Below are 12,763 nucleotides of genomic sequence, written 5' to 3'. Positions count from 1 at the left end.
TCATGGCCAATGAAATGAAAAAAGCAGATGCAGTGATTGTCGGTTTTGGCTGGGCCGGGGCGATTATGGCCAAAGAGCTGACCGAAGCCGGTCTGCATGTGGTGGCACTGGAACGCGGACCACAGCGTGATACGTATCCTGATGGCGCATATCCTCAGTCTATTGATGAACTGACCTATAATGTGCGTAAAAAGCTGTTCCAGGATCTGTCTAAAAGCACCGTGACCGTCCGCCACAATCCTTCGCAGACGGCTGTTCCGTATCGCCAGTTAAATGCGTTCCTTCCTGGAACCGGTACCGGAGGCGCGGGACTGCACTGGTCAGGCGTTCATTTTCGTGTTGATCCGGCTGAGTTGCGGCTGCGCAGCCACTATGAAGAACGTTACGGTAAAAACTTTATTCCACAGGGGATGACGATCCAGGATTTTGGTGTCAGTTATGATGAGCTGGAACCTTTCTTTGATCAGGCAGAAAAAGTGTTTGGCACTTCCGGTACCGCCTGGACAGTCAAAGGAAAACTGGTGGGTAAAGGGAAAGGCGGTAACCCGTTTGCCCCGGACCGTTCTGATGATTTCCCGTTAAAGGCCCAGAAACGGACCTATTCAGCACAGTTGTTTGCTGAGGCGGCGGAATCGGTCGGCTATCATCCTTATGATATGCCTTCGGCGAATACGTCCGGTCCTTACACTAACACCTATGGTGCACAGATGGGGCCTTGTAACTTCTGCGGCTATTGCAGTGGTTATGCCTGCTATATGTATTCAAAGGCCTCGCCGAACGTCAATATTCTGCCAGCCCTGCGTCAGGAGCCAAAATTCGAGCTGCGTAATGACTCTTATGTGCTACGGGTGAACCTGACGGACGATAAAAAACGGGCGACCGGTGTCACTTATGTGGATGCCAGCGGTCGCGAGCAGATCCAGCCAGCCGATCTGGTGATCCTGTCAGCCTTCCAGTTTCACAATGTCCATCTGATGCTGCTGTCCGGCATTGGTAAGCCTTATAACCCGATAACTAATGAAGGTGTTGTCGGCCGTAACTTTGCCTACCAGAATATCTCTACCCTGAAAGCGCTGTTTGACAAAAATATCACCACTAACCCGTTTATCGGTGCCGGCGGTGCAGGGGTCGGGGTCGATGATTTTAATGCCGATAACTTTGACCATGGTCCGCTCGGTTTTGTCGGTGGCTCACCTCTCTGGGTTAACCAGGCCGGTGTGAAACCGATCTCCGGGCTGCCGACACCACCAGGAACCCCGGCGTGGGGCAGTGAATGGAAAGCGGCGGTGGCTGATACTTATACACACCATGTATCGATGGATGCTCATGGTGCGCATCAGTCTTATCGCAATAACTATCTTGACCTTGATCCTAACTATAAAGATGCCCACGGTCAGCCGTTACTGCGGATGACTTTTGACTGGCAGGAAAACGACATCAAAATGTCGCAGTTTATGGTGTCGAAAATGCATAACATTGCCAAAGCAATGAACCCGAAAATGATTATCGGCGGCGCTAAGACGGCAGACACTCATTTTGATACCACCGTATATCAGACCACCCATATGAACGGCGGGGCGATTATGGGGGAAGATCCAAACACCAGCGCGATTAACCGCTATCTGCAGAGCTGGGATGTGCCAAATGTGTTTGTACCGGGAGCCTCAGCCTTCCCGCAGGGACTGGGTTATAACCCGACCGGGATGGTGGCTGCACTGACCTACTGGTCAGCAAAAACCATTCGTGAGGTTTACCTGAAAAACCCGGGTCCGTTGGTACAGGCATAAGAGGCACAGACAATGAAAAAAAGAATAGTAACGCTGTTGCTCAGTGCAATGGCTTTTTCTGCGGTGGCTGCCGATAACAGCGGGCAGGATTTAGTAAAGCGTGGTGAGTATCTGGCCCGTGCAGGAGACTGTGTGGCCTGTCATACCAGCGAAGGAGGAAAACCCTTTGCCGGTGGCCTGCCAATGGCAACGCCAATTGGCACGATTTATTCGACCAATATTACCCCGGACAAGACCAGCGGTATCGGTGACTACAGCTACGATGATTTCCAGAAAGCGGTGCGCCACGGGATTGCTAAAAACGGCGACACTCTTTATCCGGCAATGCCATATCCGTCGTATGCGGTGGTCAGTGATGACGATATGCATGCCCTGTATGCCTACTTTATGCATGGGGTGGCACCGGTAAGTCAGAGCAATCACGCGACCGGCATTCCGTGGCCGCTCTCTATGCGCTGGCCGCTGGCGGTGTGGCGGAAAATGTTTGCCCCTGAGGTGGCTCCGGCGCTAGCGGCCGCCGGAGAAGATCCGGTACAGGCCCGTGGCCGTTATCTGGTCGAAGGCCTCGGACACTGTGGTGCCTGCCACACACCGCGCAGTATCACTATGCAGGAAAAAGCCCTGAATAATCGTCAGGGCACCGATTATCTGTCCGGCAGCAATGCGCCGATTGATGGCTGGACGGCCACCAGTCTGCGGGGGGATGATCGTGATGGTCTGGGACGCTGGAGTACGTCAGATATCGCCCAGTTCCTGCGTTACGGCCGTAACGATCATACGGCTGTTTTCGGCGGAATGACGGATGTGGTACAGCACAGTCTGCAATATCTGAGCGCCGATGATATCAATGCCATTGCCAGTTACCTGAAATCTCTCAGTCCACGGGATGCCAGCCAGCCAGGGTTTACAGCGAATGATCAGACAGCTCAGGCACTGTGGAAAGGTGACGATCATCAGACCGGTGCTGCACAGTATGTGGACAGCTGTGCTGCCTGTCATAAAACCGATGGCACAGGTTACACCCGTTTCTTCCCGGCACTGAAAGGTAATCCGGTAGTATTAGCGCAGGATCCGGCATCGCTGATCCATATTGTGCTGACAGGGGATACCTTACCCGGGGTCAATGGCGCACCTTCTGCGGTCACCATGCCGGCTTTTGGCTGGAGACTTAACGACCAGCAGGTGGCTGATGTGGTGAACTTTATTCGTAACAGCTGGGGTAACACTGCCTCGTCGACAGTTTCAGCGGATCAGGTCGCAGATATGCGGAAATCGGCGACGATCAGTACCAAACAAGGTGCGGCGACGGTTGAAGGATTATCAAAACAGCCGTAACCGTATGATCACTGACAGACCTTCCCCGCAGAGATCGCGGGGAGGGTCTGTTATATATCAGATATTTTCCAGGTCGCGTCCGCGGGTGGCGGGGCCAAAAATACCCACCGATAACATTACCATCAGCATACTGAACACGATAAAGGCAATCACCCCCTGACTGCCGGCGTATTGCAGTATCACGCCGATCATAATACTGCTAAAGACTGTCGACAGGCGGCTGAATGAATAACAGAAACCGACGGCCCTGGCACGGATATGAGTCGGAAATATCTCGGTCTGATAAGCATGATAGCTGAAGGTCAGCCAGGCATTGGAATATGTCACCAGAAAACCACAGATAATCATCAGCAACGGACTGTCCGCCAGCGCAAACAGAGTACCGAAGATGACAGTCATTAACGATGCCATAACGATCTGCCATTTATTTTCAAACTTATCGGCATAACGGCTGCAAATCAGTGAACCGAGCGGATAAGCGAGGGTGATAAAAAAAGCATACAGCAGGCTGTGGGTCAGGCTGGTGCCTTTACCCGACAGTAGTGCCGGCAGCCAGTTACCAAAACCAAAGAAACCAATCGCCTGGAAAAAATTCATCACCACCAGCATCAGGGTTCGTTTACGCCATTGGCGGGCCCATATTTCGCGGAAGCTTCCCTGTACACGGGGCGAGTTCTGAACTGCCGCGGGTAATATTTCCCCCGGTGGCGGTGTGATACCGCAGCGCTTTTCCATTGCACTCAGTACCCGGTGGGCTTCCTGATAACGTCCCTGTTGTTCCAGCCAGCGGGCCGATTCGGGCAGGTTACGGCGAATACGCCAGATCACCAGTGAACATACCGCCCCGGCAATTACGACCCAGCGCCAGCCTTCCAGATGTAACCAGCTCTTCGGGATCAGCCACCAGGACATCAGGGCAACGACAGGTACTGACAGAAACTGAATAAAAAAAGAAAAGGCAAATGCCCTGCTGCGTAAATGTGCCGGCATCCACTCTGCCAGATAGGTGTCGATAGTGACCAGCTCGACCCCCAGCCCGATACCGACCAGCAGACGGCATAAAATAATCCCTTCGGCGGTATTCTGAAACGCCATCATTAACGAGAAAATACCGTACCAGCCGAGGGCGAAGATGAAGGTCATACGGCGGCCAAATTTATCTGCATATTTCGCCAGTAAGCTGGCACCGATAAATAAGCCAAGGAAAGTGACGGAAGCAAATGCGGCCTGATCAGATATTCCGAAAATACCGGCATTCCCCGGATGAAATATTTTCTCAGAGAGTAAACCTGAACTAATATATCCCGTTTCGAATAAATCATAGAGTTCGAAAAAACCACCCAGAGCGAGTAAAGAAATAAAAACCCACAGGCTTTTACCGGAAGGTAATGCATCAATTCGGGCGGCAATAGTGTATTTATTATTTTGCTGAACAGCAGAGCAGGTCTCTGCTGCAGTACAGACGGATGACATAATGAAATTAACCTCGGGATAGCTGTATTTGCGATGCTGCTGAACAGATTATTAGTATTGAATAGAGGGAGTGAACAGCAGTGAACAAATAGCAGAATAAGCGAAGAAAACAAAAAAAACGAGGTTAAATAATATTAATTCTGCGGGGCGATTGGAGCGTTTCTTTCCCCGGCCGGACAGGGGGTGCCGGCCGGGGGATATCGTCAGCAAAGGACGATACGAGTTAACGGATAATTATCAGAAATTATAACCAATGACCGCGTAATAACCCCAGCCAGTGTTTTTGGTAGTGAAGTTGCCTTTACCAAAATTAAGTTCTGAACCGTCGGCCCACTGTCCGCCATTATGGAAATAACGGGCAACCAGTGAATAATGCCAGTGGTCATAACTCAGGGCGAGAATATGGCTGGAAGCAATAGAATTACTGGTACGGACCGGACCGGATTTTTCACCAAGATCTGAACCCCAGTCAATATTTGTAAAACCGATATAACTCAGGTTACCGCCCCATAATGTCGTCAGAGGCAGGAAGTATTTAATTTTGAAACGATAGCCGTCCCAGCTATTCTGGTTTGCCGCGCCGTAGTTTTCCCACTGATATTTAGCATAAACGTTCAGTGATAATCCCAGTTTGGTGCCGGTATCTATATCTGTACCCAGACCCATATACCAGGTGTTCTGACGGTTAGCATTGTTCGGGCCCATGTCATAGATATAGTTGTTAGCAAAGTACCATTCTTTGAACGGGCCAAAGGCCAGGCTGGTACCGGTCAGCTTATCAATAGAAAAGCGTGGTTCGATTTCCATAAACAGCGGAGAACCTTTGCCTTTGTCCCAAATCCCTGAGTCGTTACCGTTACCGGTGCCGAAGAATTTAGGCACATCTACATAACCGTAGAAATCGAACCAGTCTTTGTGAGCAAAAGCTTCATACTCCAGATATAAATCGTTATTTAGCTGGGGTCCGAACCGGGTATGGTAACTGCCCACGACATTGACACTCTGGTGCCACCAGTCCGACAGGTACTGAGGTGATGTATCTGCCGCATAAGAAGGACTGATTGCTGAACCCGCCAGCAAAGTTGCTGCCATCATTAATTTATATTTCATTTTATATTAAACACCCGCAATTTGCCTAAAGAGTACCCCTGTTATCACAGTCAGCAGAGGTACAGAAAAAGAAATCAAACCGGAAAAACAGGTTCGATATCATCGAAACCTCACCAGGCTGGATCATGCCGGATATCATACCCGAGTAATTCGATGTAATTCACAATTGACAAAATATGTTGCAGTTTTAATCATCATTAATGTGATACAGATCACATTAATTTACGATATAAACTGAACTTTTTACTGCTTAAGAAAGGTAAACTCTGTGGCAGTTAGTAAAAAGTAACCGGTTGCGGGCCAGAAAAATGTCATAGACAGCACCCTGCAGCCAGCAGGAAAATCCTTGCGGGTTACCTCACCGCGCACGTTTCAGACTGCGGTTATTATGATCAAAACATAAATAAATATTATGATTCATCTTATGCAATCTTATAATCATCCGGGGGCGAACCTCGCTCCGGATGACATCACCCCCTGAGGATATCTGATGGCTATAAAACAGCACCACTACCAGGTTACCCTGCTCTGGACAGGAAACCGCGGGGAAGGGACCGCCTCCTATAAGGCGTATGATCGTTCTGCAGAACTGCATGCTGCTGGCAGAGATACGATAGCCCTGAGTGCTGACCCTGCATTCAGAGGTGACAAATCATGCTGGAATCCGGAACAACTCCTGTTAGCCTCAGTATCTGCCTGCCACAAATTATGGTATCTGCATTTGTGCGCGGATGCGGGAGTGGTAGTTGACGGATATCAGGACAACCCGGAAGGTACGATGGTGGAAGGGGACCGCGGGCATTTCACGCAGATCACTCTGCGGCCGGAAATTACCTTGCGTAATCTGCAGCAACAGTCACTGGCTGCTGACTTACACCATAAGGCACACGAGGCCTGTTTTATAGCTAATTCACTGAATTTCCCAGTGAACTGCGAACCGGTGTTTCTGGCCGGATGCGGGGCTGATTCCGCACCGGCTGACTGACAAAGGAACCCCGATGCAACAGGGTGAAAATATCACCGCGATGTACATTTTTTGCAGGGTGGCTGAACAGCAGAGCTTCAGTCATGCGGCAAAAATTCTGGGCATTTCGACGGCCAGTGTCAGCAGAGAAATTGCTGCACTGGAAAAACGGCTGGCGATAAAGCTGTTGCAGCGTACTACCCGTAAAGTGACGGTCACTGAGTGTGGCCGGTTATATTACCGTTACTGCCAGCGCATCAGCGAACAGCTTGAACAGGCTGATGATTTTATCCGGCAAATGCACCGTCAGCCCACGGGACAGGTCAGGCTGATGACACCGGTCACTTATGGATGTCAGTGTATTGTGCCGCTGCTCCAGACCTTTATGCAGCAGCATATTCATGTCAGGATCGATCTGGACCTGAGTGATCGCGAACCTGACATGGCGCAGGATGATATTGATGTGGCGATTGTTGTCCGTCAGCGTCCGCCGGACTATTCGCGGGTCAGACCTTTATCTGCCATTCACTGGGGCCTGTATGCGGCCCCGCAGTATCTGACCGGACATGCACCGGTTATCCGGCCACGGGACATTAACCGTCATCAGTTACTGACGTTCCATGGCCAGGCACATCAGGCCGCGCTCTGTTTTCGCAAAGATAAAAAACGGGTTGAAATTAATGCGGTCAGCCGGTTGCGTGCCAATAACAGTATGGCTTTGCTCACGGCGGCCTGCGCCGGGGCAGGAATTGCCTGCCTGCCGTCGTATATGGTGCATCAGGCGCTGGCGGACGGTAGTTTGCAGCCGGTATTACCCGGCTGGCAGTTACCCAGCTACCACAGTTACTTATTACTTAAACAGCCGGCAGAAAGCTTATCAGCGGTCAGTCTGCTCTGCGATATGCTGGCAGAGAAACTGAGTCATCAATGATTATTACGCTGTGGTAATAATCGACGGGCTGCCGGTAAATATCCGGCCGGAGATATTTCTGACAGACATTGAAGGTTATTGTAGGTAATTCCTTAACAATACACAGGTTACTTTCGATGACAGGCTCTTCTGGCAGTACGGCGGAACCAGATATTTATTGGCGGCGTAATCTCTGGGTATGCACCTTCGGGTCATTCACTACCCTGGTTGCCATGACCTTACTCCTACCATTCCTGCCGCTGTACCTCCGTTCTCTGGGAGTGGACAGCAATGACAGCATCGCGCACTGGTCGGCTGTCGCCTATGGAGCAACTTTTCTGACAGCAGCGTTAACGGCTCCGTTATGGGGACGGCTGGCTGATAAATACGGCCGTAAGCTGATGCTGATCCGTGCCAGTGCAGGGATGGCGATTGCCATGTCGCTGATGGGAATGGCTACAGCGCCCTGGCAGCTGGTAGCCCTGAGGTTACTGGCCGGATTACTCGGGGGTTATGCTTCCGGGTCGATGATTGTGGTGGCTTCTCAAACCCCGAAACAGAAAACCGGCTGGGCGGTGGGGATCCTCTCCTCCGGCATTATGGCGGGTAATATTGCAGGGCCGCTGGTGGGCGGGATCCTGCCCGGGCTGATCGGCATCCGGCAGACGTTCCTGCTGACCGGAGCAATTATTTTTCTCACGTTTCTGGCGACATTATTATTACTTAAAGAACATCCACGGCCGGTTAAACAGGTCAGGTCAGGGACGCGGGAAACCACAGCGGCGATTGCTTTTCCGGTAAAAATGATGTGGGTCACGGGAATGTTACTGGTCTTTGCCAGTATGTCTGTGGAACCAATTATTACGTTATATATTGCGACGTTAACGGCGACACTGACACAGGCCACTTTGCTGGCCGGAATCGTGATGGCGGCCACCGCCGCCGGCAGTATTCTGGCGGCTCCGCGTATCGGGGCACTGGCTGACAGAATAGGGCACTGGCGGGTCTTATCGACAGGGTTACTGATATGCGGAATATTACTGATTCCGCAGGCATTTGTGAACCAGGTCTGGCAACTGGTGGTATTACGGTTTGGTATGGGGCTGGCGCTGGGAGGCATGCTGCCCTGTATTACGGCCATTATCCGCCATCACAGCGAGGCCAGTAATACAGGGCGTTTGCTGGGATATTCCACTTCAGCACAATATGTCGGTCAGGTCAGCGGACCGTTATTTGGCGGTCTGGTCGCCGGACAATGGGGGACTGCGGCCGTGTTTCCTGCAACGGCAGTCGTTATGCTGGCGGCGGGGTTACTGAATCTGATCTGGCTTCAGAAAAGCACGGACTGAACAGGGGAAAGTATACCCGCCCGGCACAATTACAGGTGCCAGGCGGGTAGCAGATTACTGTTTTGCGCTGACCAGAGGAGTGATCAGACGACGAAGTAACGGAATAAGCAGTGCGATGATGGCGGCGGCAATCACCGAGCCCCAGCCCAGCATATTAAAGATATGGCTGTATCCGGGATTGGTTGCGACCGGGGTCGAGCCGCTGTTCTGTGGCATCATACCGGAGAAGTATCCGGCCAGTACCGAAGCAACGCCGGTCACCATCATCCAGCTTCCCATCATCAGGCCCTGATGTTGTTTAGGTGCCAGTTTTCCGATCATGGCGTAACCAATCGGCGAAATCAGTAACTCACCGATACTCTGCAGAATGTAGCTGATTACAATCCATTTAAAGGCCATTAACCCATCGTTACCCGCCAGGTCGATACCCACAGGTAAGACCAGCATCCCCAGTCCGATAAATACTAAGGAAGAAGCAAACTGTAAGGGGATATCAATACGGAAGCCTTTGGCGCGTAACCGGTTAAAGAAGGCCGCCATTAGCGGGCCACCGATAACAATAACAATGGTATTAATATCCTGAATCCACTGGGGAGCAACCTGCCAGCCGTAGACATTCAGATTGATATTATTTTCTGAAAACAGCATCAGGCCCATAGGTGCCAGCTGGTACAGAGACCAGAATACCAGTGAACCCAGCATTAGGATCAGGTAAGCCCCCATCCGTGAACGCTCAGCAGCCACCGGATGTTTCGCAGCCATCAGACACAGCAGGATAAATACCAGAATCCCGACCGCAATAACAAAATAGCTGCTGATACCGGCATGGCCCAGCATTATACGGATCACCGGCAATAAGATGATCAGGATAGCTATACCGGTGAGTAACCGCTTACGGAATACCGCCGGGCTGACAGTAGTTAATGGCGTATCTTTATCTTTTAACTGTTTCCAATAGATCAGCGTCAGCAGGATGGCAAGAATATTACCTAAAGTGGCAAACAGGAACAGTGTCCGGTAGTCAGCATCTAACTGGTAATATCCTGCGACAGTAAATCCGAGGAAAAAGCCGAGGTTCATCCCTGCATAGTTCCACAGGAAGGCACTTTCACGGCGATGGTCATTTGGTGCGAAACGTTGTGTCAGCATCATATTCAGGCAGGTCACGTTCAGGCCACTGCCGGTCAGGAACATCGCCAGTCCCCAGTATAGTCCGCTGACTCCGGCGGTCGCTATCAGGTAACAGCCGATAATCTGCAGCACCATCCCCAGCACAAACAGGTTACGGTTACTCAGGTAACGTCCGCCAAGATAGCCGCCAAACAGGTGCAGGCCATAGTTAAATGCGCCGAAAACGCCCATAATGGCGTTAGCTGAATCTTCACTGAATCCGAGCTTTTTGGTGGCGTACAGGACCAGAGTGGAGTACAGCACGGCAAAGCCGAGGGTCGAAAACATTTGAATGAAAAAAAGCACACCGGAACCGGCGCTTTTTTCTGAGAGAGTTTTAACTGAAGCGTTCAACGCTTTCCCCTTGTTATAGATGATGTTGTGATATGTTGTTACGGGCTTTCACGGGGAAAATCCGGCAGACCCTTTGTAAGGTTTGTAAAAAAATGCCAGTTTTCCGTAAAACTCTCAACTGTTTACTTTGATTTTTTATGCATTTTATATGGTTCATGACGCATTTTATTAAAAATAATATGATCTTATAAGTTAACGACAGCATAAAAAACCGGTGCTTATCGCCGGATGTTCCGGCCGGTAACGGGGAGACAGGGGCCGTTACCGGACCCGCTGATCGCGGATGATCATGTCACGGCATAACCCGCTGTTGCCCTGAGTATGCTTACCGCAGCGAATGTAAAGGCGGTTATGTTATCCTTATCGCCTTATTATGCAGGGAAAATTAGCAGCTATGGTGTGTTCTGATGCGGATTACCGGATGATTAAAAATGATCGTTTTGAGCTGATGGCTATTCTCAGAACTTTATTCAGGGAAAAAGAACACCTGCAGCTTAGCAGCGGGCAGGGGATCGGTTTTGAAGTCGTGCGCCTTGAAACGGGGCGTATTTTTCTGCAAGCTTTGCAGGAAACGGTGTCCCTTCCCGGTCAGCTCGATTTGATTGCCGAAGGCAGTGAAGCAAAAATAATATTTACTATTCACCCTGAAACTTCACCGGACATGGCTGCAGACGGATTAATTACCGGGACTATCCCTGATAATTTTTACTACTACCAGCGCAGAGTTAATTTGCGGGTACCACTGCCATTATGGAAACATTTCACCCTGACTTTACCCGCCTCTGGCCTGATCGTACCACAGCCTTTTTTTATTTATGATTTTTCTGCCGGCGGAGTGGGGGTTTATATTCCGAAGATATTACCTGAAACGGTCACTGTCGGTGCAGTATTTAAAAAAGCCCGGTTATCGCTCGGCGAATATGGTGACTTTAATACCAGCATCGAAATTATTGCGATTAATCCGCTGGAAGAAGAATTAGCCGGCCATCCGGGGTATCAGCAACGTATGTCGGTCAGATTCACGCATCTGTCATTAATTAATCAGCGAAATCTGCAAAAAATAGCTTATGCATTTGAGGTGAATTTTAAGCGTAAACGATAATTTATTTCTCTTATAGAAAAACGGTTATTTTCCTGTCACTGACGGGTTGTTTTTGCTGCCGGAAATCTTGTCTCCGCATCTCTGTTGCCGCCCGTTACGGTTCAGAATAGCGGAGACCTGACCGGGGAGTATGTCCCGGTCAGGTGATGCATTATTTCACGCGGAAACGGTAACTGCCGGTTGTTTTATGACCGTCAACCGATAACGCATGCCAGTTGACCTGGTATGCGCCGTGACTTAACGGGTGAGTGACCGGTACAACCAGAACATTTTTCGCTGATGCTTTTACGGTTCCCTTCCCGGTAGTGACCTTGCTGCCGTTTTCGTCGGACAGGCTGGCACCGGTGAATGCGGGTTCCAGATCTTCTGAAAAATGCAGGGTTAGCTGCTGCGGAGGTACTGATATTTCGCTCTGGCTGGCCGGTGAAGCCAGAGTCAGGTGCGCGTGTGCCAGTGCCTGCTGGCTGAGCAGTAAGCTGCCCGGTAATACCATCGCGAATATCACAGATTTAGAAATAAAAGACATGATTATTCCTGTAACGCCGGGGCCGCTAAAGACGATATACCGGCCCTGATTAAGGTTATTTATACCGGTGATGATTAAAAAGGCGTTCCCGCATATCTGAGCAGCGGGTCCTGATAACACCGGCTGATACTGATAATCTGCATCGCCAAAAAATCTCAGCAGATCTGCCAATATTCACTGGCCGGGGGAGCCCGTGGTTGCTGATCTCCGGCGAACTGCGCGGCTGGCAGAATCAAACGCTGTATACATGGCTTTTCCCTGCATAATCTCAGACTGAGATTGCACAGAATAATCATCATTATCAGTAGTATTGGCATGTGCAGCAGCACACAGTAACCGCAGACATCCTCACCCGGCATTGTCATGGGCGGCGCGGCCGGTACAGGGTGAATTGCCGCAGTCTTTTCGGCCGCTGACAGAGCAGTTACTGTCATCTCTGCGGACATACTGTTTGCAGTAGCAACAGACTGCCGGGCCGTCTGAGTATCAGACAAGGGCGAATGCAGGTTACGGGAGATATCCGGAGCAATAAACAGCATCAGCATTGCCAGAATAGCAACAACAGCAGGAAGCTTAGTGTGTGACAGCCGTATCAGAAATGACAAATAGCAATTCCATAAGACACCGGTAAGTTATGCCCGCAGTGTAATATTTTTTCAGCTTGTTTGTTAATGATAATGATG

The 12,763-nt window shown here is 50.4% G+C and carries 11 protein-coding genes; 6 read left to right on the top strand and 5 right to left on the bottom strand.

Annotated elements, in window-relative coordinates; translation table 11 throughout:
• Window positions 1-2: 2 nt before the first annotated feature.
• Window positions 3-1,787 (top strand): GMC family oxidoreductase, encoded by a 1,785-nt coding sequence (locus tag JK198_RS05735; RefSeq protein WP_212707470.1) that lies wholly within the window; start codon window positions 3-5, stop codon window positions 1,785-1,787.
• A 12-nt stretch (window positions 1,788-1,799) separates the two neighbouring features.
• Window positions 1,800-3,122, top strand: a complete 1,323-nt coding sequence (locus JK198_RS05730) for a cytochrome c (protein ID WP_212710269.1) — start codon at window positions 1,800-1,802, stop codon at window positions 3,120-3,122.
• Window positions 3,123-3,179: 57 nt separating this feature from the next.
• On the opposite strand, the gene JK198_RS05725 is transcribed toward JK198_RS05730, so the two are convergent.
• The gene (locus JK198_RS05725) at window positions 3,180-4,595 is read right to left on the bottom strand and encodes an MFS transporter (protein ID WP_212710268.1); all 1,416 of its coding nucleotides are present in this window, start codon (window positions 4,593-4,595) and stop codon (window positions 3,180-3,182) included.
• 237 nt (window positions 4,596-4,832) lie between these two features.
• Window positions 4,833-5,705, bottom strand: coding sequence for a nucleoside-specific channel-forming protein Tsx (locus JK198_RS05720; RefSeq protein WP_212710267.1), 873 nt, complete (start codon window positions 5,703-5,705; stop codon window positions 4,833-4,835).
• Window positions 5,706-6,195: 490 nt separating this feature from the next.
• Here JK198_RS05720 and JK198_RS05715 point away from each other — a divergent pair, with 490 nt between their 5' ends.
• The 3 genes from JK198_RS05715 to JK198_RS05705 all read left to right on the top strand — a co-directional run bounded on the left by JK198_RS05715 (window position 6,196) and on the right by JK198_RS05705 (window position 8,928).
• On the top strand, window positions 6,196-6,690 hold the full coding sequence (locus JK198_RS05715) for an OsmC family protein (RefSeq protein ID WP_212707467.1): 495 nt from the start codon (window positions 6,196-6,198) through the stop codon (window positions 6,688-6,690).
• A gap of 13 nt (window positions 6,691-6,703) precedes the next feature.
• The gene (locus JK198_RS05710; RefSeq protein ID WP_212707466.1) at window positions 6,704-7,600 is read left to right on the top strand and encodes a LysR family transcriptional regulator; all 897 of its coding nucleotides are present in this window, start codon (window positions 6,704-6,706) and stop codon (window positions 7,598-7,600) included.
• 116 nt (window positions 7,601-7,716) lie between these two features.
• On the top strand, window positions 7,717-8,928 hold the full coding sequence (locus tag JK198_RS05705; protein WP_212707465.1) for an MFS transporter: 1,212 nt from the start codon (window positions 7,717-7,719) through the stop codon (window positions 8,926-8,928).
• A gap of 54 nt (window positions 8,929-8,982) precedes the next feature.
• On the opposite strand, the gene JK198_RS05700 is transcribed toward JK198_RS05705, so the two are convergent.
• Complete coding sequence (locus JK198_RS05700; RefSeq protein WP_212710266.1) at window positions 8,983-10,452, bottom strand: oligopeptide:H+ symporter; 1,470 nt, start codon at window positions 10,450-10,452, stop codon at window positions 8,983-8,985.
• Between the two features lie 421 nt (window positions 10,453-10,873).
• On the opposite strand from JK198_RS05700, the gene JK198_RS05695 reads away from it, so the two are divergent.
• Window positions 10,874-11,554, top strand: coding sequence for a hypothetical protein (locus JK198_RS05695; RefSeq protein ID WP_212707463.1), 681 nt, complete (start codon window positions 10,874-10,876; stop codon window positions 11,552-11,554).
• Between the two features lie 151 nt (window positions 11,555-11,705).
• On the opposite strand, the gene copC is transcribed toward JK198_RS05695, so the two are convergent.
• Both copC and JK198_RS05685 read right to left on the bottom strand, forming a co-directional pair.
• Entirely contained in the window at window positions 11,706-12,080 is a 375-nt protein-coding gene (gene copC / locus JK198_RS05690; RefSeq protein ID WP_212707462.1) for a copper homeostasis periplasmic binding protein CopC, read from the bottom strand.
• 155 nt (window positions 12,081-12,235) lie between these two features.
• Window positions 12,236-12,685 (bottom strand): DUF2946 family protein, encoded by a 450-nt coding sequence (locus JK198_RS05685; RefSeq protein WP_212707461.1) that lies wholly within the window; start codon window positions 12,683-12,685, stop codon window positions 12,236-12,238.
• Between the last annotated feature and the right edge of the window lie 78 nt (window positions 12,686-12,763).

Source organism: Tatumella sp. JGM91, from assembly GCF_018257575.1.
In the GTDB taxonomy this organism is placed as follows: domain Bacteria; phylum Pseudomonadota; class Gammaproteobacteria; order Enterobacterales; family Enterobacteriaceae; genus Tatumella; species Tatumella punctata.
This window is presented reverse-complemented; position numbering and strand designations above follow the sequence as displayed.

What these genes read in the sequence shown, in the direction of transcription:
- copC (WP_212707462.1), bottom strand. Translation starts at nt 12,080, where the DNA reads ATGTCTTTTATTTCTAAATCTGTGATATTCGCGATGGTATTACCGGGC.
- JK198_RS05695 (WP_212707463.1), top strand. Translation starts at nt 10,874, where the DNA reads ATGATTAAAAATGATCGTTTTGAGCTGATGGCTATTCTCAGAACTTTA.
- JK198_RS05725 (WP_212710268.1), bottom strand. Translation starts at nt 4,595, where the DNA reads ATGTCATCCGTCTGTACTGCAGCAGAGACCTGCTCTGCTGTTCAGCAA.
- JK198_RS05720 (WP_212710267.1), bottom strand. Translation starts at nt 5,705, where the DNA reads ATGAAATATAAATTAATGATGGCAGCAACTTTGCTGGCGGGTTCAGCA.
- JK198_RS05735 (WP_212707470.1), top strand. Translation starts at nt 3, where the DNA reads ATGGCCAATGAAATGAAAAAAGCAGATGCAGTGATTGTCGGTTTTGGC.
- JK198_RS05705 (WP_212707465.1), top strand. Translation starts at nt 7,717, where the DNA reads ATGACAGGCTCTTCTGGCAGTACGGCGGAACCAGATATTTATTGGCGG.
- JK198_RS05710 (WP_212707466.1), top strand. Translation starts at nt 6,704, where the DNA reads ATGCAACAGGGTGAAAATATCACCGCGATGTACATTTTTTGCAGGGTG.
- JK198_RS05730 (WP_212710269.1), top strand. Translation starts at nt 1,800, where the DNA reads ATGAAAAAAAGAATAGTAACGCTGTTGCTCAGTGCAATGGCTTTTTCT.
- JK198_RS05715 (WP_212707467.1), top strand. Translation starts at nt 6,196, where the DNA reads ATGGCTATAAAACAGCACCACTACCAGGTTACCCTGCTCTGGACAGGA.